This window comes from Parapedobacter sp. ISTM3 (genome assembly GCF_016533505.1).
GTDB lineage: Bacteria > Bacteroidota > Bacteroidia > Sphingobacteriales > Sphingobacteriaceae > Parapedobacter > Parapedobacter luteus.
Map to the genome: position 1 here is coordinate 12,288 of NZ_JAENGN010000013.1, position 25,354 is coordinate 37,641.

Below are 25,354 nucleotides of genomic sequence, written 5' to 3' on the forward strand. Positions count from 1 at the left end.
TTTATTCGTCATCATTCACCATCAATTTATAGCCGATACCCCGGATATTGACGATTTCGATATTGCTATCTTTTTTTAAATATTTGCGCAGTTTCGTGATGAATACGTCCATGCTCCGTGCATTGAAGAAATTATCCTCACCCCATAAGTAGTCCAACGCCACCTTCCTATCGAGCACTTGGTTTTTGTTTTCCATCAGCATTTTGAGCAACGCCGATTCGCGGAACGAAAGCTTCACCACCTCGCCATCTGCAGCTAGTTCCTGCAACGTGCTGTTGAACATGTAACTGCCAATAGCAAATTGCTCACGTGTGGTGTACTGCGGTTGCTTAACGGGCCTGTTTAGTAGCGCTTTCATCCGTACGATAAGCTCTTCCATGCTGAAAGGCTTCTTAAGGTAATCATTCCCGCCCATTTCAAAGCCCTTCACCACGTCTTCGGTCAGCGACTTTGCGGTAAGGAAGATGATGGGCACATGCTCATTTATTTTGCGAATTTCTTCGGTGAGCGTAAATCCATCCTTGGCCGGCATCATCACGTCGAAGACACAGATAGCTGGGTCGAACGTCCGGAATGCCGAATAAGCTTTCAGTCCATCCTGTACCCAGATCACGTCAAAATCCCGCGATTCCAGGCTTTCCTTTACGATTTTTCCCAAGAAGGGTTCATCCTCTGCCAATAAGACCTTGAGTTTTCCGACGTCCTTTGTCATGTTTCGGGTTTTAGTTATTGATTTGGCGCCACGGGAAACGTAATGGTGAATGTACTCCCGGCTCCGACGGTACTTTTCACCTGGATATTGCCCTGGTGCTTCTGAACAATAGCCGCCACATACCCCAATCCCAAGCCAAACCCTTTGGCATTGTGGACATTGCCGGTAGGCACACGAAAGAAATTTTCAAATATGCGCTCGCGATATGCCGAGGGAATGCCAATGCCGTTGTCGCTCACGGCCAGCTGTACCAGGCCATTGCTGGTCAGCCCATAGGCGATTTCTATTTCGGGTATACCGGCTGTATATTTGAGGCTATTGTCTATCAGATTATACACCACATTGGCCAAGTGAGCACGATCAGCCAAGGCCTCCACGTTGCTGTTGCTTTCCATTCTGACAGACAGCCTGGCGGCCTTTTTTTCCCACTGCGGCCGCATGTTTTCCACTACATCATGCACCAGCTTTCCGATATCGGTTTTTTGCAAGGACAAGTTGAGATCGAGCCGTTCGAATGCAGCCATCTTTAATACCTTTTCCACCATCGCCGAAATACGCTTCAGCTCATGATCGCAGATATCAAGATATTCCTTTGCCTGGTCCGGCTTGTTCATCACATCGAAATTCTTCATGGCCTCCACCGCCAATGACACCGTAGCAATCGGTGTCTTAAACTCGTGTGTCATGTTGTTGATAAAATCGTTTTTGATAGCTGACAACCGTTTCTGCTGGAAAATAGTGCGAAGCATCGCCAGAAAAGCCCATGACGTAATCCCGATAATAATCAACGATGCCAATAGCGCCCAAAGCATATCGCGCAAGATGTAAACGACATCATTGCCGGTGGCTAACGTCAGCCGGTAGGGCTTGCGTATCCCCACCCTGATGGCTCCATGAATCACATCGGCCTGCCGCCCAAAGCGCGTGCTGTCCGAGATATACGTATCGCCCCGCCCGCTGAAATTACTCAATTTGAAGGCAAAGGGCGAACCGATACCAGCAGCCCGCAACAAGGAATCGACTTCACGAGCCAACGCGCCGCTCAACGCCGAAAATTCGTCGGCGGTATAATCATGCGCCGTATTGATGGTAAACAATTGTTTTGAGGTGTTTGCCCGTACCCGTATCTGCGAATCCCGGATAACGGAGTCTCCGACCCGCGCCCTGAACGCCACGACACTGTCCAAACTGATGTTGTGCGGGGTATCGACCGTATCCTCTAAATAAGCGAGCACAACCTTTGATTCGGCGATGAATTTACGGTCTGTTAGCCGTTCGCCGTCGGGCATTTCCGGTTGCATGTGTGGCCCCGAAAGCAAAAAGTCCACTGTTCTGGCCAACCGGCCCGTGTCGCTTCTGCCCACACTGTCTAAAAAGCCCATTTCCCCCATGTCTGCCAACGCATGGCTACGTTCCATCCGCTTCATGATCTCGCGTACATCCCGTTCGAACTGCTGCGTGGACAGCTGATACGAATTATATAACCAATACCCCTGGAAAAGGAGTATCCCCGCCAAAGAACAGCTGACGATAATAACGATAAAACGTATCCTTTTGGACATCATCCTGCAAAGCTATGAAACCTGATAGCTTTTGAACGTGTTTGCCGAACAAATATAACACCGCTTAACACTCGTTAACAGTATTTAACACACGCGGGCGATGTTAACACTGCTTAACACTAAAAATAAAAATCCGCCGGCGGTACTCCCCTACTTTTGCATGCAAAACACGGTTTAAAAATTGAAGATTATGACCATAAAAAACATCTCATTTGCAACCATCTTGGCGGGCGTTTCCACCTTCGGCCACCTATTTGCCGTCCGCGCCCAAGAAAGCGACGTGGCCTTGGCTCACGTCAAGTATGAGCTTGTCCACATCGACGACACCAACTTCCGAGACAATCCACGGCGGGAAGATATGATGCTCTATATTGGCCGACGATCAGCTATGTACAACAGCTTCACCCTCGCATCCACCCTGGAAAAAATGAAAAAGGAAATGGAAAGCCGCCAGCGAGCTGACGCCGCCAAGGCAGGGGCGGCAAACGGCCCCAGCCAATCCCGTTTTTTTGTCAGCTCACCCAATGTATCGAATGAGACGCTTTACCTTTTCCCACAGGAAAACAACGCTTTTCTTACCAACCGGCTTGGCGCAAGTACTTACATTATCCCCCAGGAATACCCGCAGATCGACTGGCAAATCGGCGATGACGTCAAAGAAATCGGTGGCTATACCTGCCAACAGGCCATCGGCACATTCGGTGGGCGCGAATACACCGTATGGTTCGCTCCGGAACTACCCTTCCCCTATGGCCCTTGGAAGCTAAATGGCCTGCCCGGGCTCATCCTTGAGGCAGAAGACAGCAGGAAAGAAGTCATTTTCCGATACGCCGGTTTTGATAAGCAAGGAAGCGGCGGCATCGAAATCGCATTGCCCAGCGATGCGGCAACGACGACAGCCAAAGAATTCGCGAAAGCCAAGGCAGCCTTTGACAAAAATCCTATGGCAAATGCCCTGCGCAATATCGAGGCGCCCGCAGGTGCCAACGTAGAACGCAAAATCGTACTGAAAGATCAGCATGGGCGCGAGCTGTCGCCAGAAGAATTTAACGCGATGCGTGAAATGGCCATGAAAGCGGGAAAAATGAAGCACCCCAATAATCCGCTCGAATTACACGGTGATCGCTGATCGGTGGCGTAAACAGTCACTGGATGGCCTGTGATTCATGGCCGTAAAGATATGCTATAAAACGTCGATGTATGAGAGCGACCTTGTTAATTATCATCCTACTACCCTTATGGTCTTTCCTTGCGTCCGCGCAAAACCGCGCGATTCGGGGCACATTGAAAACGGCAGGGGGTGAGCCTGTTGCTTACGCCAGCGTAACCATCAAAAATGATCAACAGCGCATACTGGCTTTTAAGACCAGCGACAGCCACGGCTCCTTTACGCTGGTATGGCGAGATACGGTCGATATTGTCGGGCTCCGCGTTGAAATCAACCACCTCGGCTACAAAAAAGTGTCGGTGCCGCTTGTGGCAGACCAACATCACTACGACATCTTGATGACAGAGGAAGCCATCGATCTGGCAGAGGTGGAAGTCAAGAGCAGGCCAAAAATCAATTTGCGGGGCGATACGTTGAGCTATGACGTCGCTTCTTTCACCAAGCCCGAAGACCGTACCATTGAGGATGTATTGAAGCGCATGCCGGGCGTAGAGGTCGAAGAAAACGGCCAGATTAAGTATAATGGCAAAGCCATATCCAATTTCTATGTGGATGGCGACGATTTGCTGGACGACAAGTATGCTATCGGCACGAAGACCATCCCTCACGCTATGGTCAAAGACGTCGAAGTGATGCAAAACCATCAGCCCCTGAACGTATTACAGGGCAAGGCACTCAGCGAAAACGTAGCCCTCAATCTCAAAATCAGGGACGAAGCCAAATTGAAGCTCACGGGGCAGGCCAAGCCGGGCGGTGGCCTTCCGAGCCAGTATGACGGGGAGTTAAACACCATCCTGTTCAACAAAAAATATAAAATGCTGAATGTAGGCAAGGCCAACAACGTGGGCACTGACCTCGCCACGGATTTCACCGCATTCAATCAGGCAGGCAGGCGCGCCAACGCGGGCAATTCGCGCCCCGGCGAACTGCTTTCCTCCGGCACGGTGGGCAATCCTGCATTGCCTACCAACCGCTATTATTTCAACAATTCGGGTTCGCTGAATGCCAACAATCTGGTGAATCTCCGAAGTGGGCTGCAACTCAAAGCCAATGTGGGACTGTTGCTCGACAACAACGACATGGAATACAACAGCACCCATGATCTTTACCTTGCCGATGATACCATCCGGTACAGCGAAGTGCAACAAATCGACCGAAGTCCATTTCTTGTCGACATATCGCTCAACGCACAAGCCAACAAGGCAACCTATTACCTAAACAATGCACTCAAAATCGGCTACTCGGGTGAAACGGGCCATGCGGCCCTGGCCAGCAATGCAATGGCTATGAACCAACGAATCAGCCACCGCATACGTGATTTTTCCAATACCTTGGATTATATACCTGCCCTGCGCAACGGGAATATCCTCAGCGTCAATTGGTACCTGAACCATTTCAACCGCCCGCAAGCACTGAACATTGAGCCAGGCATCCACGCGGATGTCCTCAACGAGGGCCACCCGTTCGATGCCGTATCCCAACATACAGAGACGCCAACATGGTTCAATACGCTGGCTGTGGGTTACCGCATGCCAAACGGACGGATTATGCAAAGTTACCGGTTGAGCACACTTAGCGAATGGCAGCAACTCCTTTCGCTGCTCCGTCTGACACAGCACACCGGCGAACAGTCTGCCTACGTCGGGAGTACCGACAACAACCTACATTGGCAACGGCACAATGCCCAGTTCAACACCACGTACGAACTCAGGGAAAGCCGATGGGAGGCCCTGCTTTCCCTGCCACTTATCTGGCAGCGCATTGCGTATAAAGACGCTGGCTTCGGCCTTGATGAGACCAAGGAACGGTTGCTGTTCAATCCATTCTTCCGCGCGAAATACATGACCACCCCGGAAGACTACCTATCGGCAAGCTATACATACAGCAACCAAATGGGCAATATCAACGGCGTATACCGGGGCGCTGTCCTTACCAACTATCGTAGTTTGCAGGCCAATGATGCGGCGTTGCAGGAACAACATGCGCATAACGTCGGCTTGAACTACAACTTTCAGCGCAACATCAGCATGTTGTTTATGAATGCTGGCATTAGCTATACGCATGCCAAAGCAAACACCATTGCGTCCAACGTACAGACCGACAACATCTCGAGCACCGTCCTGCTGCCTTACGAAAACGACGTGAGCACATTCACAGCGAACGCCGGCATCAGCAAGTATATTTTTGCTCTCGGTGCTACGGCAGGTTTAAAGAGCGCATGGAGCACGACACGCTTCAACCAGTTCCTCAACGATGAACTGCTCCCGTATAACAATGTGTCATTCAGCCTCACCCCGCTTTTCGAGGCACGGCTGTGGAACCGCATTAGTCTCCGCTATGAAGGCACAGGTACCTGGACGACCAGCAAGCTGGTAACGGGCGAAACGACCCTCCGCATGCCCGATAGGCAAATCAGCCGGTATGACCAATCAGTGAATCTATTGTATTCACCTTTCCCCAATACGTTTTTGCGCCTGAGTGGCCGTCATCAATATACCAGCCAAGCGCAGGCGGAAGACATCAGCTATTTCTTCATGGATGCCAATATCCGGTACAAGTTGGATCCATGGAATACGGATATCGAATTGAATCTGACAAATCTCGCCAATATCACGGCGTATGAGACCTACAGTTTATCTGCCAACCAATTTGGTTATAGCCGGTACAACCTACGCGGGCGCATGGCCGTGCTTAAACTCGCGTTCAATTTATGAGCGGGTCTATCCATCGGGACGACGCACCTACATCCGGTTGGCAACGCGGTGAAGATTGATTAAGATAGGCATTGCATATCAAAGCTAATTTGTTTAAGTTTGTGTATCAGGTTCATTCATTTCATCCGCATACCATGGAACATGGACAAACTCCCCAGAAACGAAAAAATCCCCTTCGGAAATTTATGATTATTGCTGGAATCGCTCTGCTCGTTATTGGTGCAGCACTGATTTGGTGGAATTACTATTATGTATTCGGCGAAGGCGTAAAATCCGGCCAACTCAACTATGTTGTCAAAAAGGGCAACATCTTTAAGACTTACGAAGGCAAACTTATTCAGGTTGGGCTACGTTCGGCCACTGCCGGCGCCATCCAATCCAACGAATTTGAGTTTTCCGTTGAGGACGACAGCATCGCCAACGTGCTGATGGTGAATAGCGGCAAGACATTTGATCTGCACTACAAAGAGTATAAAAAAGCCATTCCTTGGCGCGGGTTCAGCCCGTTCATTGTAGATAGCATCATCGATATGCGGCCTTAGTGGCGACCGTTATTTCCGGATTTACTTCCAGCAGTGCGGAGACGAATGCCTCGTTGCTGTCTGGGGAAAAATAGATTTCGTCATACCGCTTGTATTTCACAACTACCCCTCTCCGCGCCAGGGCGGGTCTGAGTCCGGACCACATGGTTTCTCCTATGACGACTTCGCGTATCGCTGTGACGCGGATTTTCCCGCGGATCGGACCTGAGCGGAAATAGACAAAGGCTTCGTCTATCGAATAGCGGGTATCAAACCACAGCCAAAACATAAGACCTATTACAAATCCCAATATAATGAGCCCTAAAACCTCTACTCCGTTGCCCGGCTGCCTGATACGGTTTAGTTCAGCAGCCAATACAAAGAGCATCGTCAATACGGTGCCCCACATAACCACTGTAAACAGCGCATCTTTCCGGCTTTTGAAAACTTTCCGTGCCATGCCCAAAAATAAACAATGTTTTGCAATCAATTGGTGTAGTGATTAAGACGCATATTCCGTTGTACAAATCAATTAACAAAATAAACGGCGGCGCAATGAAACAGCGGTTATCTATTTGGGTCAACCTACTTTTCGTAGGTTCAGCCCTTTTTCTTGCCGGTTGCCAGAAAAACGAACTGGGCGGTATCGCTATCGATTTCCACAACGCAAGCGGCAAAACGCTGAACAATCTATCTGTCAATGGACAGCCTTTAGGCACTCTTTCGAATGGCAAGTCTTCGGGTGTCAGGCGGTTTGACGCATTCGGCACGGATTCCGGAATGCCGGACTGTCAAATCGAAGCAACAGTGGACGACCAGCTATTGGAGGGAGTTTCCACGTTTTTCTGGTGCGTCACGGAGAAATCTGCGTTGAAACCGGGGCGATATACCATTGAAATTACGCTATCTCCCTGGACCTCATATAACGAAGCCGGAGAACTAGTGACAAGCGACTATTTGTATTTACAGTTTAAATAGGTTAATTCCCAAAATCTCACAGCGGGATTTAGACTTGCGCAGTTGGCCTTCCACGACAGCTACCTTTGCCGCCTGAAGCAGTACCTGTTCATTTTCCATTACTTCTGAAAGATGTGCTGCCTGCTGAAACACCCTTCAAATTGTGGTCTGTAACACCTTCAGAAATTCAGGGATGAGAATCGCAATAGTTGTATATACCTTTCAAATTGTGATCTGTAACACCGCTGGCTTGAGAAGGCACTGTACAGAGGGGGTTGTATATACCTTTCAAATTGTGATCTGTAACACCTGACATTGCTTTCTTATCTAAGTTCAACAAGTTGTATATACCTTCAAATTTGGGTCTGTAACACCTTGTTTCAAAAACCGACCGCTGGGCCAAAGATTATATATACCTTTCAAATTGGTTTCCACCACTACGGCAAGTTAGCGAATAAGCAAATTCGCAATAGAATAAAGTATTCAGTGAGTGTTAACCTGACCTCACCTTGCGGCTGTACAAGCAGCCTCAAAGATTTTACAGAGCTTACAGGGCGTTTGTTATGTACGAAAGCTTAATCAATACCTAATCCCATAGTGGCTCTTGGCGATTGTCAAACAAATACAGGAGTATAATTTTTGAATCGGTGACTTCGTAGACCAGAGACGTTTGTTTGGAAATGACACACCTTCTATATCTCGGGTTCACAGGTACAGCATGAAACAGATAAGGGTGCGTCTGAATTTTGCCAACCATATCGTCCAATTTTTTCAGAAAACGATTGACATACCGGTCGCCCAATCACGCCCGATTATCGAAACTGTAGCTGATAAGGTTTCTTTGTAGGTTTCGGTATCTTAAACACGAATCGGTACTAACGACCTAATATTTCACGATGGGATTTAAACTTGTGCAGTCGCCCTTCAGCAATATCCGCTTCTGCCCGCCGCAACAGCACCTGTTCTTTTTCACTGATTTCCTTCACAGGCTCTTGCGCATCGTAGGCAATATCCATAGCCTCCAAAATAGCCTTTATGGCCGCCCATTTCTTTTTACTATCAATATGCAAAGTCACCTGTGTCATATGAGTCACGTTTAAAACAAAGATACCGATGAATTATCTTTTTTTAAAACACCTTTCAAATTGGGGCCACCAACAACCAAATAAACTCCTGATAATGAGTATTTCACGTTGTATATACCTTTCAAACTATGATGATCTGTAACACCTTTTTTCAAAAACCGACCCGTTGGCCAACGGTTGTATATACCTTTCAAATTGTGGTCTCTAACACCTGTCTATTTCAATTAGTTACATGCTCATGAGTTGTATATACCTTTCAAATTGGGGCCACTAACAACCAAATAAGCTTCTGAGAATGAGTATTTCACGTTGTATACACCTTTCAAATTGTGGTCAGTAACACCATTAATTTTCTCATTAGAAGACTACAACCTTTTGTATATACCTTTTCAAATTATGATCTGTAACACCCGTACATAAAGCGATATGACATTATGTGCAGTTGTAAATACCTTTCAAATTGTGGTCTCTAACACCACCTATTGATATTGCAAACATCGCTTAATACCTGTTGTAAATATCTTTCAAATTGTGGTCAGTAACACCCCCTGACTTATGGAAGATACTTTAGCATAAGTTGTAAATACCTTTCAAATTGTGGTCAGTAACACCGCAATGCATTTGCTGAACCGCGGACCGCCAGTTGTAAATACCTTTCAAATTGTGGTCAGTAACACCAATAAGGTGTTCATGCACCTTGGGTCAATTGTTGTAAATACCTTTCAAATTGTGATCTGTAACACCATCAACCAGTTTAAACCCGCCTCGTATAGCGTTGTATATACCTTTCAAATTGTGATCTGTAACACCATTTTTGAACGGAACTGATTCGCATTCCACGTTGTATATACCTTTCAAATTGTGATCTGTAACACCCAAATAGGAAAGCGTATCGTAGAAAGAGAAGTTGTATATACCTTTCAAATTGTGGTCATTAACACCTGTATTGGGATATCGGAAAGGACATTTCTGGTTGTATATACCTTTCAAATTGTGGTCTCTAACACCATTAATTCGTTTAACTATATATTTTGTTTAGTTGTATATACTCAAATTGAGGTCTGTAACATCTAAGTGTATTAGTTAACAAAGCAAATATAGTCGTATATACCTTTCAAATCGAGCTGCAACATCACATTATACTTCCGACGCCAGTGCCATTTACTAGTTATAAATACCCCCCGGATTCGGTGTGCCTGACCGCCAAGCGCCATCATGGGCACTCTACTTGGAAAAGGCAAAAATAAAAATAAGGTATTCAGTGAGTGTCAACCTGACCTCACCCTGCGGCTGTACAAGCAGCCGTCGCATTATCACACTTATTTCCACACCTCCAATTCGCTATAATTTGCAATTTTGCCAAAATCGCGATCCGAGTGGACAAGCGGAGTCGAAAACCAAATTGCATAATAAGCAATTAAGCAGTCGTTACTTTTACGAATAGTAACCCCTCGCTTTCGTAACGAGCGATATAAATCGGCCGCCCCAACGGCAGCTTCATAAGCTGGCAATTCTAATAATCGGAAATACGACAGTGTTTCTCTAACGTCAATATAGGTACTGTCTGTACGGATCCCTTGGAGAATTTCTTGTAGGATGGTTGGAGTAAGCAGCACCTCGTCATCAGCTAAAACATATTCTTCCAATAACCTCGCTTCGTGTGTTTCCTTTTTGTTGAGAAAATCAATCCAAACAGAGGTATCAAAAATTAACGGCTCATTCATAGACTGCGCATCTGCTCCAAATTGCCCTCCCACGTTCCCTTACCGCGGATAGACAATAGTTTCTTCCGCTTCAACGAGGCAACGTATTGTTTAAGCGCTTCGTGCACGACGTCCTTTTTTGTTTTCAGATTACTGATTTGTAGCGCTTGCTTAACCAGTTGGTCATCTAATTCAATGTTGGTACGCATAATCACTCATTTTATTATGTGTAAAGATACGAAATTTTATACACATCCAAAAATGAAGATCTCAATGGAACTCAATTAATGGACACATCTTAAATTGGATCCTGTAACACCCCATTATGCTTTTTGGCAAGGCAACCACTAGTTATATATACCTTTCAAATTGGGGTCTGTAACACCTAGACGTTTTATCTGAAAGATTGGCTGATGGTTGTAAATACCTTTCAAATTGGGGTCTGTAACACCGGGCCTACACGGAGACCCAGTTCTTGCACCGTTGTATATACCTTTCAAATTTGGTCTGCAACACCAAAAATGGATTGTATTCAAATAAAACTAATTGTATATACCTTTCAAATTGTGGTCTGTAACACCTCCATTGCTAGGTTCTATCAAGAAAATGTAGTTGTATACACCTTTCAAATTGTGGTCAGTAACACCTGTTTCAGGCGGATCCTGTGCAATCAAATAGTTGTATATACTTTCAAATTTGGATCTGTAACACCTTCCTCGCCCGCAAGGAAAAGCAACAAGCAGTTGTATATACCTTTCAAATTGTGGTCTCTAACACCGATTTCTGACTATATAAAATCACGTATGGAGTTGTATATACCTTTCAAATTGGGAGCTGTAACACCAGAAAGAAATATCGAATCCGCTCTCATATTGTATATACCTTTCAAATTGGGATCTGCAACACCTAAGTAGGCCTATTACCGCAAAGCGCCTATATTGTATATACCTTTCAAATTGGGATCTGCAACACCATAGAGCTGCTTATGGTAAAGAAATCCTGCATTGTATATACCTTTCAAATTGGGATCTGCAACACCCAGTAAATACGTTCTTTATGTTGAATTGAAGTTGTATATACCTTTCAAATTGGGATCTGCAACACCTGACATTGCTTTCTTATCTAAGTTCAACAAGTTGTATATACCTTCAAATTTGGGTCTGTAACACCTTGTTTCAAAAACCGACCGCTGGGCCAAAGATTATATATACCTTTCAAATTGTGGCCTGTAACACCTCCATTGCTAGGTTCTATCAAGAAAATGCAGTTGTATATACCTTTCAAATTGGGGGCTGTAACACCTTTGGGTGTGCTACTAAAGCAAGCCCTAGTTGTATATACCTTTCAAATAGGGGTCTGTAACACCGGAGGTTTACGGCATCCGCAACCTTAATGGGTTGTATATACCTTTAAATCGGGGCTGCAACATCACATTATACTTCCGACGCCAGAGCTATTTATTAGTTACAAATACCCGCCAAGCGCCATCATGGGCTTTCCGTTGGAAAAGGCAAAAATAAAAATATTCAGTGAGTGTCAACCTGACCTCACCCTGCGGCTGTACAAGCAGCCTCTAACATTTCAAAGAACTTTGTATCGGCCTACTCCTCAATCACATTTATCCCCGCCTTCTTGGCCTTATAGGCAATCTTTTCCTTCAGCCCGTAATAGCTCCAGTTGCGGAGCAAGAACTCCTCGTCTTTCGCCACCTCCTCTTTCTGCTGTTGGTTCACCAAAAGCAATGTGCCTGCCTCAGACTTCACGCACAGGTCAATCAGCCTTCGGCTGTACAGGTGCAGCCGGTTGTCGACATACCGCTTTTCTTTAGCATCCCAATCTTCCAGACTTTTCAGCTTGCGCCGGCGGCCTCTGCCCGGGCGGTTGTACGTGGAGCCCCGCTGCAGGCGGTGCCGCGCGGCCTGAATGGCCAGCCTACGGTGCAGGAATTCCTCCTTGTTACCAATTTGGAACTGGGCCTTCCCTACCTTCACCACGATGGGGTGTTCGATGGAGAGCGACGCTTCGGCGATTACCGTATCTTTCAACCGGTGCTCGTCGCGCTCCATCTCAAAGGCCGCGAGCAGGTACAGCTTGCCGTTATCGATTTTCAGCGAGCTGGCGCAAAGCTTGAGCGTACCGGCTACATGGCGCTGGATGAGCACCCGTTTGTCCGTCTTGTCCTTGCCCAAATAGGTCTTGAACGGAATTTTGAACAATGTGAATCGGAACTCCCGCTGCTTCTCGTCGGCCACGAACTTCAGCAGTTTGCCCGAAAAGGGCAGCGGGATGCTGCGCTTATAGTTGCGCAGCGACTTCTCCCCTTTCCAATACGCGCTGCGTTCGGTGCTGTAAACGCTGTAGAGCGAATTGTTCAGGTTGGAAAAGATGTCCGAGGGCATCTTGCCCAGCAACTTGGCGGACAGCACGCGGTAGGTGGTGCTCATCCGCGAGGTGTTCAAAATGCCCCCGGCATCCTTGGCACGGTCGGCCAGCTTCACTTTCACCTCATCGGTAAAGTAAATCAGGTCTTTCACCCGATCCTGTACATACAGGTGGGTGAAAATTAGGTTGGCGGCCTGAAAAGCCATAAACTGCCATTCGTACAGCTGTTTGTAGTGCGCATCTTTCTGCTCCTTGTCTTCGCAGTCTACGTATATCTGTATTTTCCGTGTCAGGATGATGGTCTTTTTTTCCATGGTCAGGCCGATTGTCTCCCCTTCTTAATGGCGGCGTGTGCCTGTACAAACAATGATTTCACCTTGGCGTCGTCCAGTTGCAGCGCCTCGGCGATTTCCTCGAAGGAATATTGCAGGTCATACCGCATGGCCAGTACCTGCGCCTGCTCATCGCTGAGCATGCCTTCGGCGACGAGCGGCTTGGTGCGGGCGGCGCTGTCCAGCTTGGTCGTGTCCGACAGTGCGGCTTTCAGGTTGGCGATGCACTGCTCCACGCGCTGGGCCACTTCGTAGTCCGAGATGCCGCCGAGGTGGTAGGCAATGCGCTCGTAGTTGAACCCATACCGCAGGCACAGCCGGATAAACAGCTGCTGCTGGTCGGTCAGGTTGGGTAGCAGCCCGTTGATTTGCTCCAGTTGCCGCTGTTTTTCCGCTTCCAGCTGTTCGAGGTAGACCACATCTGCCTCCTCTTCTCCCTCTATTTCATAACCCAGCATGAACTCCTGAAAATCTTCGATGCCATCCAGCCGCAGCATACTCCGGTGGAAGCGGTTGGCGGTTTTGCGGTAATACGCCATGCCGGCTTCGCGAAGCTGGCTGCCGAGGAATTCGTGCAGGTGCGGTACGTCGCGGATGATATCGCGCATGAGCCACAGCCGGAGAAACGCTTCCTGTGCGATAACATGGGCTATGACGTCGTCTTTGACGAACCGCTCGGCCCGCCAGGCATAGTAGTTATAATAGGCCCGGTAGAAATAATTCAGCCCGGCTTCATCGCCGGCTTTGAGCGCGTCGAAAAATCGTTCGGCGTTTTTCTTGGTACGGTAGGTCGATGCGTGCATGGAGCGTAAAAATTTCGTCAATCGTTGATGTTTAGTTCAGACTTCAGTTTCTTAATCACCTCGACACCTTTATAGTGTCCATTCACGGTGTTTGTCAGCACTTCCCTGCTGACGCCGATTTTCTCGGCAATCTCTTTGATGGTGCGCCGGGATTTCACGATCTCGAGCTTCAGCGGCAAATTCTCGGGATACCTCGCTTTCTTCATTTTTTATTACTTTTGTGAATACACAAGCAAAGTTTGTGAATATTTTTCATATTTACAACTAATTTGTGATTTATTTTCACAATGAACTATTTTTCTAAAAATATAAAGTTCCTTCGGGAGGAGCGGAAATGGGGCCAAGCTGAATTGGCCAAGCAGTTGAATGTGACCCGTGATAATGTGGCTTCCTATGAACGGGGGTCTATCCCGAAGTTGGAAGTGCTGGTCAAAATCGTGAATTTGTTTCACATCGACCTAAAGGACTTAGTGGAAAAAGATCTGGAATCGACCCCCCCCTCGGGGTATACCATTGCAACTGATTCGGACGGTGCCTATCAGCGTGTCGACCAAAATGGCGATCTTACCCTGGAATCTCTCCAGAAGCTGGTGAAAATACAAGAAAAGTATATTAAAACGTTGGAAGACAAAATCGAGGCGAGCTCCAAGAAGACTCTTTAAAGTTTGTTGCACAAACCGTCTTTTTATCGGCGATATGCTGGCTACTTTCTGCAGCCATACCAGCCATCGCGCGATTCCGCGCCGAAGTGTACCGCAGCTGTGATCATTCCATTTCCCTTGGTATCGCCACCCTTCCGAAAATCTGCTCCGGTTCGTCGTGGGGGAGCGCAAGTAGCAGAAGTGGCGTGAGCAGCTCTTCCGGCGGAGGAAGCTGGGGTGGCAGAAGGCGGTAAATCCCGTTTAGAAGGCACGGTATGCCGTATCATCGCCCTCTTGTAGCCGGACGGCCTGCACCGATCCAGTTCCTACGAATAAAAACATCATGCCGACGATTCGGACCGGTTCAGGCCCTAAAGGCAATACATAAGCCTCCGAGCCATTGACCTCATAGACAAGCTTGCCGTCAACACTGCGGCACCCGACGGTCACCCAGTCTGAAAGGTCCACGCCGAATGCCGATAAGTCCTCATGTTTTCCGGAGACGGAACGGCCGCCTCCCATCAGCGCCAATTCGGATACACATCCTTTGCTTGAAAGCAGCAGCGATATAGGCATGCCGTCGGTGATGAGCATGACCTGCGAAAATTAGCATGCGTTATTGCCCGCTGCATAGTCGTTGCGCACACGGGCGCTGAACGAAAAGTCCGCAATAGACACAGGCTCGAAATTCCCTACGTTGTAGTATTTCACCATGGGCGGATCAGGCGTCAGGCTGACTTGGTTAGCCTCGATGGCAACGGTGGTTGCGCCCATGTGATCAGGATGGAGATAATCCGCCGGCTTCAGGTATATCGGTCTGGGTGCCCGGTTTATCATACCGAGCCACCCATTTGATGGGATGAGCAGTGGATGCTCCTTCACCACCTGCTGGCCCACCAACAGCTTGGCTATATAAAACCCAGGCTCATAATACACGGAGGTATGCTTATGCCCGTCTTTTGCTACTTGCTCCTGCCGCATGGGATCCCAGCTCTGCTGGATAAAAACGGAATCAATCCGGGCCCGGGAAGCGTCGTACGTGAAGATAACCGAATTGGGGATACCACGGGTCACCGGCTCGCTGCTGAACCGATAATCATCAGGTGAAGCCGTCGCTACCGTTCCTACCTCATTATCACCACCCCCATCTTCCTTGCCGCCCCGGTAATAGGTGGCAAACCCAATGGAGACCAAAGCCACGATGACTAATCCCCAGCGCAAAAGCCGCTTCTTCCTGCCAAGCTTAGCCGGTGGTTCCATCGGGGCTGCCTGCTGCTGCGCTACCACAAACGAACGCCAGTTTTCGTAGCCTAGGAAGGCTGCCAGCGTATCCAGCGTCGATGTTGCCGGCTTGCCGTCGTGTTTAACTCGGCCCCATACCCGCTTCAGCGTGCTGGCACTTAGCATAACCTTCGTAGCCTCATAAATGCGATCGCTCAATTGCTGGAAGTCGGTACCCGTCCAATCGCTACTGTCGCCCCATCCCAGTTTTTTCTCGATGGCTCGCAGACAGGCTTCCAAATATACATCCTGTTTTTCCACGGTGTTACCTAAACGCGAAAGACCTTGAACGAAATTGAACGGTTTTGAACCGGCTATGATTCGTTGTTGGCTTTCGCGATGTTAATCTTTGTGATGACAAATACAAAGTTATTAAAGTAACCCAATAAACAACCGTATGATGAGCACAAACAATTTGACAACGCTGATCTGCTGCCTTTCGCTTCTTGGATCAGCTACAGCACAACAACGCAAGCCAAGTTTTCCAGACAGCAATGGGATGGCCATCCCCCTGGATGCCGCACATTGGCAGAATGATTCCGGCAAGGTGGTATTTGAACAAATCGGCGGCGTACCCATCATGCGGCTATTGCCGATGGCGGGATTCACATGGCTAAAAGATTTCGATTTCACCACGGGCACCATCGAATTCGACTGGCAACCAACCGACACCACGTTTTCGCATTTTAATTTCCGGTATCAAAGCAGCATGGAAAGCGAGTGCGTGTACCTGCGTACCGCCCGGGCAGGCGACTCCTTGGCCATGGATGCGGTGCAGTATGCGCCGTTTATCAAAGGCGTCAACCTATGGGATATGCTCCTTCATTTCCAGGCAACGGCCACATTCAGTAAAAGGGAATGGAACCGCATCAAATTGATCATTTCCGAAAAGCAGTTGCTGATCTTTATCAATGATCTCTCGACGCCCCGCCTCTGGGTGCCCGAGCTGGAGGGGGATGTAACGAGCGGCACGTTGGCCTTTTCCGGTGAGGGATTGGTGGCCAACCTGGCCGTGAAACCGGGCGACACGGAGGGGCTACCCCATCAGGCTGGCTTAGATCCCACAGCCAATGACCCCCGCTACCTCCGGCAATGGCTAGTCAGCGATCCTATGGACTTTCCATTCGGTCGTGAACCGGCAGACCTTGATCTCCCTAAGCCGGACGCCCGCTGGACTGACCATCGTGCCGAGCGCCGCGGACTGCTCAACATTACCCGCCTACATGGCTCTAAGATGCCTGAACGACAGCTAATCTGGATTAAGGCGCGCATCCGGTCGGCCATCGATCAGCAAAAGTGGATGGACTTCGGTTTCAGCGATGAGGTATGGCTCTTCGTCAACGGCTCATATACTTATGCCGACAAGAACTACTACGGCACGCCCATCATGAAGCCTCCTTTCGGCCGTTGCTCCATTGAAAATACAGCCGTCTATATGCCATTGAAAAAGGGCGACAATGAAATCCTCATCGGCCTGGCAAACAATTTCTACGGCTGGGGCGTAGTAGCGCGACTCCGGGACCTCCATGGAATTGAAGCGCTGGAATAGCTTGTCCTGCCAAACGGCAGCCCAGCGGTGCGGCAGAAGGCGGGAAGACGACAAGTTTACCGACCCCTGCCGCCCAATACTTCGTCTACCATGCCGAATTCCCTGGCTTCATCTGCGGTCATCCAGTAATCGCGATCAGCCAACTTATTCACTACTTCGTAGTCCTGCCCGCTGTGATTGGCGATGATTCGATAAAGCTCCTGCTGTATTTTCAAGGTCTGCCGGATGCTGATGTCCATATCCGCTGCCGTTCCCTGCATACCACCAGACGTCTGGTGGATCATCACGCGTGCATGAGGCAAGGCGGCGCGTTTGCCGGCGGCTCCGGCGCTGAGCAGCACTGCGCTCATGGATAACGCGATGCCCGTACAGATTGTGGCTACGTCGGGGCCGATGTATTGCATGGTATCATAGATACCCAGTCCGGCGTAGACTGATCCGCCTGGCGAATTGATGTATAATTGGATATCTTTTTTCGCGTCGGCTGATTGTAAAAAGAGCAGTTGGGCTTGAATGATATTAGCTACGCGATCATCTACAGGCTCACCGAGGAAGATAATGCGGTCGACCATGAGGCGCGAAAACACATCCATTTGAGCGACGTTAAGCTGGCGTTCTTCAGTAATGTACGGCGTCATGGCTACAGGCATGACGTAGGCTGATGCCCGTGAAAGATAGTGATCGACATACATGCCATTGATGCCGTGATGCTGCACGGCATACCGGCGAAATTCATTGTGATTGATAGTCATAGTATACGTTGTTAACGATTAAACATAGGCGTCCCTTCACGCCCTTGAAGAGCATGCCAGCACTATTAAGCCAAAAAATCAACGGTTATCGCTGTTGGAAGATGCGTAGTACCTTATCACGGAACGCGCGATGACGTGGCGCAGTAAACAGTGTCCGGTGCATGGCCTCCAATTCATGCCGCAATCGTTGCCGGCCGTAGGCTCGGATGATATGGTAAGTCTTCCGTTGCCAGTGGACATCCTCACGTAGCGCCGGATATAAAAGGAGGCTGGCCTCAAAAAGTAGCCGCTGCTCGTCGGAGGCATGTCCAAGCAGACAATCTTCCGCCATCTGCAAACTATCCAGCAAAGTCTTCATAATGTAACGATTTTTCTTTGACCACTTGTTTTACTTTTTGTAGGCATTTAAATTTCTGAACGGTTGCAGAGCGCGTGCTTGAAAAACCGAAACGATGTGCCAGCTCCTCCATATCCAACTTTTCGTAATAAAAGGCAGTAAGCATGTCCATACACCTGCGACCTGCGGCCTGCAACAGCCGGAGAACACGTTTGCTTGACACGGTTTCATCGGCCGAAACGCCATCCGCCCAATCCGTGTTTACGTCATCGTCACCAAATCCGGCCATCAGTTGATCCAACGACGCGTATCGCTGATTTTCTTGATATCGCTTAGTCCAGAGATGCCGCACTATCCCGAAGATATAAGCCTCCTGCCCTTGCCGCAAAGTGAGTTGTCCATCGCGCATTTTCTCGTAATAAACCAACAGGGCTTCGTGGAACACGTCTTTCGCTTCTTCTAATGTTCCATCCCGCTTGGCTACATAACGAGCCACTAATGGAAAAACGCGCTTATAAAGTGCCGTCGTCATAAAGTCCTTTTACTACTATGTGCTTTTTTCATGCAAAATATCACCCAAACTTACCATTTATCCGCCACTTTTTTTGCCCCTGGCAAGCTATCAAAACAATAACGGGATTGCGCTTGTTAGCACGTATATAGTGAGCAAGTATATACCGGATGCTGCGGGCACGATTGCCACTTTTTACCGAGATAGTTAATGTCGTTATTAGGTAGACGGACCAGCTTCATTGCCATCTAAAAGCAGAAAACAATTTATTCAAATGAAAATAGCGTACATCTCCACTTGTCAGCCTCGGGAATGCGGTCTGGCCACATTCAATGAAAATTTACTGCAAGCGGTAAATCATTATCTGCCGTTTAACGCATCGGGCAGCTTTATGGTCGCCCTCAACGACTCAGATGATAAATATCAATACGACTACGACAATCGGGTAAAATTTGTCATCGCTCAGGAACACCTGGCGGACTATCAGGCCGCGGCGTCGTTCATTAATCGAAGTGGGGCTGATATGTGCTGCATCCAACATGAATTCGGGATATTCGGCGGGCGTAGCGGTGCTCACCTCCTTACGTTGACCAGCGCTTTGCAAATGCCTTATACCGTTATCTTACATACCGTCCTTGAGCGCCCGGATCCGGTTCAGCTTTTCATAACCAGGAAACTCGCCGACGGAGCGGCCAAAGTCATTGTCATGAGTAAAAAAGCCGTCCAGCTGCTGCGCGAGGCTTACCGGATACCACTGGGAAAGATCAGTTCTATCCCCCACGGTGTACCCGATTTCGAGAAGCCGGACATTCAAACCATAAAACAGCAGCTGGAGCTCCCCATCGGGAAGATACTGCTCACCTTCGGCTTGATCGGCCCCAGTAAAGGATTGGAAACCGTAATCAGAGCGCTTCCCACTATCCGCGAACAACATCCCGATGCAAAATATGTGATCCTCGGTAAAACCCACCCGGGCGTGCTGAAGCGCTCGGGCGAAGACTACCGCGATAGTTTAAAATTGCTGGCTGCCCAGCTCGGTGTGGAGAAGCACCTGTTGTTTATTTCTAAATTTGTGGATGAGCAAGACCTACACGCCTACCTGTCGGCATGTGATATCTACCTGACCCCTTATCCAAACGGGGCTCAAATCACCAGCGGGACGCTTTCGTATGCCGTGGGAGCTGGTGCCGCTGTGGTTTCTACACCATATTGGCATGCCCAGGAGCTCCTAAAGAGCAACCGCGGCAAACTCTTCAATTTCAATGACCACAGCCAGTTGTCAGCGATTGTCAATAACCTGCTCAGTAACCCCGCAGAATTGAACAAACTAAAACAGAACGCCTTCCGGCACGGACTGTCTTTGCGCTGGCCCAAGATAGGCAAGCAATATACCCAATTATTTAAAGCAAATGCCGAAACGACATCGCCTACTTTACTTACCGAAAATACGCTCATGAAGGTAACGTCGCTCACGCGCCCGCTGTCTTGGAAAACGTACTGATGGCCAAAAAAAGAGCCGCCCCGATATGTATCGAGGCGGCCGCCCCAATGGGGTTAGGGGCTATCAACCTAAACCTATGCATTCCATAGCAATTCCGATGCCAAAAACACAGACAATTGGCTATCGGTATTTTTTTTGTGTTATCTATCGAAATATGCCGTTCTTTGTTAATCGTACCGCAATAACCAAAGGTACGCATGGCCAATGAATACATTTGCAGAACAAGTCATCCACTCCAATCGAAACCTAACGTTTGCGGATCACTTACCCGACGATGTGCAGTTACTGAATCCTTTTCGGGAAAACGAGGAAATTATGTCGGTGACGGCGGCATTTTACAGCAAGTTCTACAACGACGCCCACGAACGAACATTGATTCTTGGTATTAATCCCGGCAGGCTCGGCGGCGGGGCCACAGGGATACCCTTCACCGATTCCAAACGGCTTACGCAGGTATGTGACATTCCCGTCTCGTCCATCAGTACACACGAGCCGTCCTCTGTATTTATCTATGAAGTTATCCGCCAGTACGGTGGTGCGGCGGCCTTCTACAGCCGTTATTTCATCAACTCGGTATGTCCCCTCGGATTTATCCGGTTAAATAACAGAGGCAATTGGATCAATTGCAATTACTACGACGACGAACGCCTGTTTACGACCATGAAGCCTTTTATCATTTCCAGCCTTAAAAAACAGATTGACTTTGGCATCGACACCACAAAATGTTTCATTCTGGGTAAAAAGAACGCGAAGTATTTCGAAATTATCAATGCGGAAGAAAAGTTATTTGAATCGTTTGTTGCCCTTGATCATCCGCGCTTTATTGAACAATATCGTTCAAAGCATCGCCAGGATTACATTAGCCACTATCTTCAATGCTTGGCATAGCAAAAGCGAAGCCCGTAAACGTGCGTGTTTACGGGCTCAGGCAAGTATTGATAATGCGGTTTGCCGTTTAGGGCATTATACGTTGCGTCGTGGTCGTGTCTGTTGTATCCACGGCATCACGCAATGCTCTGGCTTCTTCCTGATGATGCTTCAATGTAGGCAGCGTTTTAGACGCAAATGCTTTTAGATCGGCATTTTGTGCATCCGACGAAGCGTCCTCAAACATGGATACCACCTTGTCATGATCCTTCACCATCAGGTCGATATATTCACGGTCGAACTCAGCGCCGGACTTCTCGCGTAGCTTGCGTTGCTTTTCTACATGTTCTTCGCTGATCACCGGCGGCAGGGTAATATTGTGCTTACTGGCGATGGTCATTAACTCGTCGTTGGCCTTTTGGTGGTCGTTCACCATTTTTTGCGCAAAATCCTTGATGCGCTGGTCCGTAGCCTTCTCCAAAGCCAGCTTGCCAAGTTCCACTTCGGCTAATCCGGCATCGGCTGCCTTTACGGCAAAGTCAGCATCGCTATTGTTGGTCATTGCGGTAGTGTCATTCACATCCTGAGCCTGATCCACGCTGTCACTTGCCGTGCGCTGATTAGCATTGTTGCATGCCAACATTGCCATACTTGATATCAATACGATCATTAAACATTTTAACGTTCTCATAAGCTTTCAATTTTGATAAGTTTGTTGGATTCTATTCTATTTGATTCTATTCTATAGTTAATTGATATGCAATGGTTCTAAGGCCGCTTCACGATACCGGCTACCAGGCTCTTCCATTGCGGGTACGAAAGCCCCAGCTTGGCTCCCAGACCCACCATGGTGTTTCTTGTATTGTCGACAACCGAGTCTGTATCGGTATTGACTACTTCGTTCCTGCCGTGGTACCTGGCTATCACCCGATGGCCTTGCCGCTCAACGACAATGGTCGAACTGGCTACGTCTTTAAAAAAATGAGCGGTATCGTCGTTCAACTTCAACGGGTTATTGGTGGGCCGAAGGGTTATCGAACACCGTTCTCCCATCGGTCCATCTTCTTCCGTAATGTCTTCAACCTCCACCCAATCGTAGCCGTCGCCTGCAGACGGACCGGGACCGGGAATATCGATGCGGATCCTGTCGCCTTCCTCGGGGCGTGATTTGACAGCTTCGCCGCCATATCGGTCTGTAAGCACGAATGAAGAGACGGGCACTTCAGCAATTTGGTACCAATTGTTCACGTCAAACAGCCGACTTTTCGCCAGCAAAAAGAAATTGCTGGCACTTTGGTCGTCAGGAAGGTCGATATGCGCATCCAGATCGACCTGCTTTCCGGTATATTGAGGAGGCACCGAGGGGTCCCCCATGGTTTTACGTTGTTCTGTCATCATATCTACTTTTGGTGGTTATTAGCCGCTGGTCTCCGTTGGGTCATCTGACTGGATTTGCTTATCCCCCAGTGGATCACGCTCATCCACAGGGGGCACGTCCTCCGGCTCCATCGGACTATTCGGATCATCCCAAATCGGTTCATCATCGTCGCGCCGCGGATCCTCAAATGGAGGGACTTCCACGTCCGAGTCTTCGTCTTCGTCCTCGGGGCCGTCAATGGTGTTATCCATATTTTCTAAAATTGGATTATCATCGCCTCCCGCATCGTCACGTACAGGATACCCTTCTTCATCCAAGTCAACCCGTTCGTCTTCTGGTGTTTCGGCCAGCGCCTCATCCGTTTCGTCAAGCCGCGCATAGCTGTCCGCCGCCACCTCTGCGTCCAATTCTTCGAGTTCTCCTTTCAGCTCGCTTCGTTTGTCGCGGTATTCATCGGGTGTGTACGGGTTTTCTTCATCATAAGTTGAGTTATCATCTTCGCCATCCGGAGCGGCGGTGTCATACGGGTCGGGATGCTGGTATTCGGCATCTTCGGTCTCGACGTCCAGTTCGAAGCTATTTTCTTCTTCATTAAACCGCAGGTCTTCGCCTGTTGGTTCTCTTGTTTCGTCTGTATCCGCTACATCGAGCGGAATTACAGGCGGGTTTTTCCGATTATCTGGTATCATCACTTCTTTTTTCATGATTTAAATCACATACTGCGCCAGTATCGCATTGTGCCAGCTTTCGCGCCAATGCGTGGGATTCCTCATACAATCCTTCCGCAGGAAATGGGGTCTTTTGGACGATCCTGTTCGTTTTTGTGGTTTAGTTGTTTGCAAAAAAGCACACCTCAGCGAAGCGTCTTCATGGCTTGGAGTAATTTTTCTTGAACGGCCAGCCGCGTATCCGGGTAGTTTTGTTCATCGACCCACACTGAAACAGAAATCTTGTACCCGTCCGGTTCCAGCATACTGATGCCTATCAGGTAATTGGTATTGACTAATAAATCGCCTGCTGTACGCAATGCACCAATCAACACCTGCTTAGCATGCTCGAAATCGATTTCATACGTCACTTTCAGCTCCATGTCGAGCCGGCGCTTGCCAGCTTGGCTCATATTAATAATAACTTCGTTGGAGAGTTTGCTGTTGGGCACGATGACGGTGCGATAATCGCGCGTCAGCATGACGGTGTAAAACAACTGGATAGATGTCACTTCTCCTTCCTGCCCTTGAGTAAAGATCAAATCGCCGACACGGAAAGGCTTGAGCATGAGAATGAGTACACCGCTGGCAAAGTTTTGCAAGGTGCCCGATAGCGCAAGCCCGGCCGCAACGCCGAAGGAACCCACCAAAGCCGCAAATAGCGTCATCTGCAAGCCCATCACCTGAATGACCAAGAGAATCAGTAACACCCGTAAGGCCATGACAATCAAACTGGAAAGGAAAACTTCCAGCGTCGGATCCCAATCTTTCTGTGTAATCTTCCTTTTTACCCAACCCGAGAGCAGTCTAATCAACCACATGCCCGCAACGAGCACGAGAATGCCAAGTACAACACGCGGCGCCTGATGGATAAACCATTCGACAAACCGTGCATAAAGTCTTTCGATATCCATAAGCTTGTTTGTATGTGCCTGACCTATGCAAAAAGCCTACCCACTCCGTATATCCATCCCCTACATTCGCATATAAGCGCACTGTACTAAATACTGCATAAGAGTGTCGACATTTCAAAAAACGATGTTTTGTAATGCCGAATAGCCGGCGCCCCCATCACCAAACTACCGGAGCGCCACGCATGCCTGACTAGGCGATTTTGAGGACAAAACAGCCTTTTAAGCTGGCATGCCGCTGTCGTACAAATCATGGCACCGTCTGTGCATTCGTATATACGCAATAAACAGAGTTGACAACATAATACTAAACAGAACAATTATGGCACTGCAAGAAAATCCGCAACACCAAGAAGGACAAACCACGAAGGCAATCGAAGAACAAACCGCCAAATTACCCTCTAAACTGTTTCTCTGTGCAGCATTGGCAGCTATGGGCGTATCACTGGCGTTGAAGTGTGCAGGGCACAAACACACAGCGTTATTTGTCGGGCAATGGGCAGCACCTTTTCTATTACTGGGCACGTATAATAAAATCGTGAAAACACAGGGCCACGACCAGCAAGATAGTTAAGATGAGTCGATGGCTAAATCTGCGCAATAGGGGTGTATTGGGCAATGCCTTCCTTTTTCAAGGAGCTTATTTCATCATCACCGGGATATGGCCATTGCTCAACATGGAGAGCTTTTTGGTAGCTACAGGCCCAAAGCAAGACACATGGCTTGTGGAAATGGTGGGGCTATTGGCAGCCTCCATTGGCCTCACCTTTATTGTAGCAAGCCTGAGAAAACAGCGTCTGCCCATGCTGCTCGGCTACAGTGCCGCATTGAGTTTCCTGGTGATGGACATCCTGTATGTCGCACGCGGGGATATCAGCCGCGTCTACCTATTGGATGCGGCCATACAGGCTATCTTTATCGCTGCGATAACTTTTTTTGGAGCCCGGAAGCCTGAACAAAACAAATAACCAGCTTTCAAT

28 protein-coding genes are annotated in these 25,354 nt (G+C 48.5%); 10 read left to right on the forward strand and 18 right to left on the reverse strand.

Translation table 11 applies throughout. From position 1 onward, the window contains the following. Nucleotide 1 precedes the first annotated feature (1 nt). Both JHJ32_RS16150 and JHJ32_RS16155 read right to left on the reverse strand, forming a co-directional pair. Nucleotides 2-712, reverse strand: a complete 711-nt coding sequence (locus JHJ32_RS16150) for a response regulator transcription factor (RefSeq protein WP_200121653.1) — start codon at nt 710-712, stop codon at nt 2-4. 14 nt (nt 713-726) lie between these two features. Beyond that, a complete protein-coding gene (locus JHJ32_RS16155; RefSeq protein ID WP_200121654.1) occupies nt 727-2,277 on the reverse strand; it encodes a cell wall metabolism sensor histidine kinase WalK in 1,551 nt (516 codons plus the stop codon). Nucleotides 2,278-2,464: 187 nt separating this feature from the next. On the opposite strand from JHJ32_RS16155, the gene JHJ32_RS16160 reads away from it, so the two are divergent. The 3 genes from JHJ32_RS16160 (at nt 2,465) to JHJ32_RS16170 (ending at nt 6,698) form a co-directional block, all read left to right on the forward strand. Continuing rightward, nucleotides 2,465-3,403, forward strand: coding sequence for a GLPGLI family protein (locus JHJ32_RS16160; RefSeq protein WP_079718157.1), 939 nt, complete (start codon nt 2,465-2,467; stop codon nt 3,401-3,403). A gap of 71 nt (nt 3,404-3,474) precedes the next feature. After that, nucleotides 3,475-6,156: a TonB-dependent receptor gene (locus JHJ32_RS16165; protein ID WP_200121655.1), complete on the forward strand. Its 2,682-nt coding sequence runs from the start codon at nt 3,475-3,477 to the stop codon at nt 6,154-6,156. Between the two features lie 185 nt (nt 6,157-6,341). Next, the gene (locus tag JHJ32_RS16170; protein ID WP_139378757.1) at nt 6,342-6,698 is read left to right on the forward strand and encodes a hypothetical protein; all 357 of its coding nucleotides are present in this window, start codon (nt 6,342-6,344) and stop codon (nt 6,696-6,698) included. Here the strand turns inward: JHJ32_RS16170 and JHJ32_RS16175 are convergent. Then, nucleotides 6,679-7,137, reverse strand: a complete 459-nt coding sequence (locus tag JHJ32_RS16175) for a PH domain-containing protein (RefSeq protein ID WP_139378758.1) — start codon at nt 7,135-7,137, stop codon at nt 6,679-6,681. The two genes, JHJ32_RS16170 and JHJ32_RS16175, sit on opposite strands and share 20 nt — an antisense overlap. A gap of 95 nt (nt 7,138-7,232) precedes the next feature. Between JHJ32_RS16175 and JHJ32_RS16180 the strand changes: the two genes are divergently transcribed. Then, nucleotides 7,233-7,655, forward strand: a complete 423-nt coding sequence (locus JHJ32_RS16180) for a hypothetical protein (RefSeq protein ID WP_200121656.1) — start codon at nt 7,233-7,235, stop codon at nt 7,653-7,655. Between the two features lie 854 nt (nt 7,656-8,509). Here the strand turns inward: JHJ32_RS16180 and JHJ32_RS16185 are convergent. From JHJ32_RS16185 to JHJ32_RS16210, 6 genes are all read right to left on the reverse strand, one after another. Continuing rightward, entirely contained in the window at nt 8,510-8,719 is a 210-nt protein-coding gene (locus JHJ32_RS16185) for a hypothetical protein (RefSeq protein ID WP_079718162.1), read from the reverse strand. A 1,319-nt stretch (nt 8,720-10,038) separates the two neighbouring features. Continuing rightward, complete coding sequence (locus JHJ32_RS16190; protein ID WP_079718163.1) at nt 10,039-10,443, reverse strand: PIN domain nuclease; 405 nt, start codon at nt 10,441-10,443, stop codon at nt 10,039-10,041. Continuing rightward, a complete protein-coding gene (locus tag JHJ32_RS16195; protein ID WP_079718164.1) occupies nt 10,440-10,631 on the reverse strand; it encodes a type II toxin-antitoxin system VapB family antitoxin in 192 nt (63 codons plus the stop codon). The genes JHJ32_RS16190 and JHJ32_RS16195 overlap by 4 nt, the downstream gene beginning before the upstream one ends. A 1,392-nt stretch (nt 10,632-12,023) precedes the next feature. Then, nucleotides 12,024-13,118 (reverse strand): hypothetical protein, encoded by a 1,095-nt coding sequence (locus JHJ32_RS16200; RefSeq protein WP_079718165.1) that lies wholly within the window; start codon nt 13,116-13,118, stop codon nt 12,024-12,026. Between the two features lie 2 nt (nt 13,119-13,120). Further along, nucleotides 13,121-13,960 carry a sigma factor-like helix-turn-helix DNA-binding protein gene (locus tag JHJ32_RS16205; protein WP_200121657.1) on the reverse strand — a complete coding sequence of 280 codons (840 nt, stop codon included), beginning with the start codon at nt 13,958-13,960 and terminating at the stop codon, nt 13,121-13,123. Continuing rightward, on the reverse strand, nt 13,957-14,145 hold the full coding sequence (locus JHJ32_RS16210) for a hypothetical protein (protein WP_079718167.1): 189 nt from the start codon (nt 14,143-14,145) through the stop codon (nt 13,957-13,959). The genes JHJ32_RS16205 and JHJ32_RS16210 overlap by 4 nt, the downstream gene beginning before the upstream one ends. 81 nt (nt 14,146-14,226) lie before the next feature. Here JHJ32_RS16210 and JHJ32_RS16215 point away from each other — a divergent pair, with 81 nt between their 5' ends. Continuing rightward, a complete protein-coding gene (locus tag JHJ32_RS16215; protein ID WP_200121658.1) occupies nt 14,227-14,601 on the forward strand; it encodes a helix-turn-helix domain-containing protein in 375 nt (124 codons plus the stop codon). A 240-nt stretch (nt 14,602-14,841) separates the two neighbouring features. Here the strand turns inward: JHJ32_RS16215 and JHJ32_RS16220 are convergent, their stop codons facing one another. Both JHJ32_RS16220 and JHJ32_RS16225 read right to left on the reverse strand, forming a co-directional pair. After that, on the reverse strand, nt 14,842-15,174 hold the full coding sequence (locus JHJ32_RS16220; protein WP_200121659.1) for a hypothetical protein: 333 nt from the start codon (nt 15,172-15,174) through the stop codon (nt 14,842-14,844). A 12-nt stretch (nt 15,175-15,186) separates the two neighbouring features. Then, entirely contained in the window at nt 15,187-16,122 is a 936-nt protein-coding gene (locus JHJ32_RS16225) for a hypothetical protein (RefSeq protein WP_200121660.1), read from the reverse strand. Between the two features lie 136 nt (nt 16,123-16,258). Between JHJ32_RS16225 and JHJ32_RS16230 the strand changes: the two genes are divergently transcribed. After that, nucleotides 16,259-17,410 (forward strand): hypothetical protein, encoded by a 1,152-nt coding sequence (locus JHJ32_RS16230; protein WP_139378760.1) that lies wholly within the window; start codon nt 16,259-16,261, stop codon nt 17,408-17,410. 56 nt (nt 17,411-17,466) lie between these two features. On the opposite strand, the gene JHJ32_RS16235 is transcribed toward JHJ32_RS16230, so the two are convergent. The 3 genes from JHJ32_RS16235 to JHJ32_RS16245 form a co-directional block, all read right to left on the reverse strand. Next, the gene (locus JHJ32_RS16235) at nt 17,467-18,162 is read right to left on the reverse strand and encodes an ATP-dependent Clp protease proteolytic subunit (RefSeq protein ID WP_200121661.1); all 696 of its coding nucleotides are present in this window, start codon (nt 18,160-18,162) and stop codon (nt 17,467-17,469) included. A gap of 85 nt (nt 18,163-18,247) precedes the next feature. After that, a complete protein-coding gene (locus JHJ32_RS16240) occupies nt 18,248-18,520 on the reverse strand; it encodes a hypothetical protein (protein WP_200121662.1) in 273 nt (90 codons plus the stop codon). After that, complete coding sequence (locus JHJ32_RS16245) at nt 18,501-19,031, reverse strand: RNA polymerase sigma factor (protein WP_200121663.1); 531 nt, start codon at nt 19,029-19,031, stop codon at nt 18,501-18,503. Before JHJ32_RS16245 ends, JHJ32_RS16240 begins: the two co-directional genes overlap by 20 nt. Before the next feature lie 253 nt (nt 19,032-19,284). Between JHJ32_RS16245 and JHJ32_RS16250 the strand changes: the two genes are divergently transcribed. Both JHJ32_RS16250 and JHJ32_RS16255 read left to right on the forward strand, forming a co-directional pair. After that, nucleotides 19,285-20,511: a glycosyltransferase family 4 protein gene (locus JHJ32_RS16250; RefSeq protein WP_233632710.1), complete on the forward strand. Its 1,227-nt coding sequence runs from the start codon at nt 19,285-19,287 to the stop codon at nt 20,509-20,511. Nucleotides 20,512-20,715: 204 nt separating this feature from the next. Continuing rightward, complete coding sequence (locus JHJ32_RS16255) at nt 20,716-21,399, forward strand: uracil-DNA glycosylase family protein (RefSeq protein ID WP_200121664.1); 684 nt, start codon at nt 20,716-20,718, stop codon at nt 21,397-21,399. Nucleotides 21,400-21,466: 67 nt separating this feature from the next. Here JHJ32_RS16255 and JHJ32_RS16260 read toward each other — a convergent pair whose 3' ends face one another. From JHJ32_RS16260 to JHJ32_RS16275, 4 genes are all read right to left on the reverse strand, one after another. Then, nucleotides 21,467-22,069: a DUF4142 domain-containing protein gene (locus tag JHJ32_RS16260; RefSeq protein ID WP_200121665.1), complete on the reverse strand. Its 603-nt coding sequence runs from the start codon at nt 22,067-22,069 to the stop codon at nt 21,467-21,469. Nucleotides 22,070-22,146: 77 nt separating this feature from the next. After that, the gene (locus tag JHJ32_RS16265) at nt 22,147-22,776 is read right to left on the reverse strand and encodes a hypothetical protein (protein ID WP_200121666.1); all 630 of its coding nucleotides are present in this window, start codon (nt 22,774-22,776) and stop codon (nt 22,147-22,149) included. Nucleotides 22,777-22,794: 18 nt separating this feature from the next. Next, nucleotides 22,795-23,460, reverse strand: a complete 666-nt coding sequence (locus JHJ32_RS16270) for a hypothetical protein (protein ID WP_176146256.1) — start codon at nt 23,458-23,460, stop codon at nt 22,795-22,797. Nucleotides 23,461-23,609: 149 nt separating this feature from the next. Continuing rightward, on the reverse strand, nt 23,610-24,377 hold the full coding sequence (locus JHJ32_RS16275; protein WP_079718177.1) for a mechanosensitive ion channel family protein: 768 nt from the start codon (nt 24,375-24,377) through the stop codon (nt 23,610-23,612). 319 nt (nt 24,378-24,696) lie between these two features. Here JHJ32_RS16275 and JHJ32_RS16280 point away from each other — a divergent pair, with 319 nt between their 5' ends. After that, a complete protein-coding gene (locus JHJ32_RS16280; RefSeq protein WP_079718254.1) occupies nt 24,697-24,948 on the forward strand; it encodes a hypothetical protein in 252 nt (83 codons plus the stop codon). Between the two features lies 1 nt (nt 24,949). After that, nucleotides 24,950-25,342: a hypothetical protein gene (locus JHJ32_RS16285; protein WP_079718178.1), complete on the forward strand. Its 393-nt coding sequence runs from the start codon at nt 24,950-24,952 to the stop codon at nt 25,340-25,342. Nucleotides 25,343-25,354 lie beyond the last annotated feature (12 nt).

Excerpts from the sequence above, each read along its gene's own strand:
- JHJ32_RS16265 (WP_200121666.1), bottom strand. The coding sequence starts at position 22,776 with ATGATGACAGAACAACGTAAAACCATGGGGGACCCCTCGGTGCCTCCT.
- JHJ32_RS16215 (WP_200121658.1), top strand. The coding sequence starts at position 14,227 with ATGAACTATTTTTCTAAAAATATAAAGTTCCTTCGGGAGGAGCGGAAA.
- JHJ32_RS16175 (WP_139378758.1), bottom strand. The coding sequence starts at position 7,137 with ATGGCACGGAAAGTTTTCAAAAGCCGGAAAGATGCGCTGTTTACAGTG.
- JHJ32_RS16200 (WP_079718165.1), bottom strand. The coding sequence starts at position 13,118 with ATGGAAAAAAAGACCATCATCCTGACACGGAAAATACAGATATACGTA.
- JHJ32_RS16180 (WP_200121656.1), top strand. The coding sequence starts at position 7,233 with ATGAAACAGCGGTTATCTATTTGGGTCAACCTACTTTTCGTAGGTTCA.
- JHJ32_RS16185 (WP_079718162.1), bottom strand. The coding sequence starts at position 8,719 with ATGACACAGGTGACTTTGCATATTGATAGTAAAAAGAAATGGGCGGCC.
- JHJ32_RS16150 (WP_200121653.1), bottom strand. The coding sequence starts at position 712 with ATGACAAAGGACGTCGGAAAACTCAAGGTCTTATTGGCAGAGGATGAA.
- JHJ32_RS16190 (WP_079718163.1), bottom strand. The coding sequence starts at position 10,443 with ATGAATGAGCCGTTAATTTTTGATACCTCTGTTTGGATTGATTTTCTC.
- JHJ32_RS16165 (WP_200121655.1), top strand. The coding sequence starts at position 3,475 with ATGAGAGCGACCTTGTTAATTATCATCCTACTACCCTTATGGTCTTTC.
- JHJ32_RS16285 (WP_079718178.1), top strand. The coding sequence starts at position 24,950 with ATGAGTCGATGGCTAAATCTGCGCAATAGGGGTGTATTGGGCAATGCC.
- JHJ32_RS16160 (WP_079718157.1), top strand. The coding sequence starts at position 2,465 with ATGACCATAAAAAACATCTCATTTGCAACCATCTTGGCGGGCGTTTCC.
- JHJ32_RS16255 (WP_200121664.1), top strand. The coding sequence starts at position 20,716 with ATGAATACATTTGCAGAACAAGTCATCCACTCCAATCGAAACCTAACG.
- JHJ32_RS16250 (WP_233632710.1), top strand. The coding sequence starts at position 19,285 with ATGAAAATAGCGTACATCTCCACTTGTCAGCCTCGGGAATGCGGTCTG.
- JHJ32_RS16220 (WP_200121659.1), bottom strand. The coding sequence starts at position 15,174 with ATGCTCATCACCGACGGCATGCCTATATCGCTGCTGCTTTCAAGCAAA.
- JHJ32_RS16235 (WP_200121661.1), bottom strand. The coding sequence starts at position 18,162 with ATGACTATCAATCACAATGAATTTCGCCGGTATGCCGTGCAGCATCAC.
- JHJ32_RS16245 (WP_200121663.1), bottom strand. The coding sequence starts at position 19,031 with ATGACGACGGCACTTTATAAGCGCGTTTTTCCATTAGTGGCTCGTTAT.
- JHJ32_RS16170 (WP_139378757.1), top strand. The coding sequence starts at position 6,342 with ATGATTATTGCTGGAATCGCTCTGCTCGTTATTGGTGCAGCACTGATT.
- JHJ32_RS16155 (WP_200121654.1), bottom strand. The coding sequence starts at position 2,277 with ATGATGTCCAAAAGGATACGTTTTATCGTTATTATCGTCAGCTGTTCT.
- JHJ32_RS16230 (WP_139378760.1), top strand. The coding sequence starts at position 16,259 with ATGATGAGCACAAACAATTTGACAACGCTGATCTGCTGCCTTTCGCTT.
- JHJ32_RS16195 (WP_079718164.1), bottom strand. The coding sequence starts at position 10,631 with ATGCGTACCAACATTGAATTAGATGACCAACTGGTTAAGCAAGCGCTA.
- JHJ32_RS16210 (WP_079718167.1), bottom strand. The coding sequence starts at position 14,145 with ATGAAGAAAGCGAGGTATCCCGAGAATTTGCCGCTGAAGCTCGAGATC.
- JHJ32_RS16280 (WP_079718254.1), top strand. The coding sequence starts at position 24,697 with ATGGCACTGCAAGAAAATCCGCAACACCAAGAAGGACAAACCACGAAG.
- JHJ32_RS16275 (WP_079718177.1), bottom strand. The coding sequence starts at position 24,377 with ATGGATATCGAAAGACTTTATGCACGGTTTGTCGAATGGTTTATCCAT.
- JHJ32_RS16240 (WP_200121662.1), bottom strand. The coding sequence starts at position 18,520 with ATGAAGACTTTGCTGGATAGTTTGCAGATGGCGGAAGATTGTCTGCTT.
- JHJ32_RS16270 (WP_176146256.1), bottom strand. The coding sequence starts at position 23,460 with ATGAAAAAAGAAGTGATGATACCAGATAATCGGAAAAACCCGCCTGTA.
- JHJ32_RS16260 (WP_200121665.1), bottom strand. The coding sequence starts at position 22,069 with ATGAGAACGTTAAAATGTTTAATGATCGTATTGATATCAAGTATGGCA.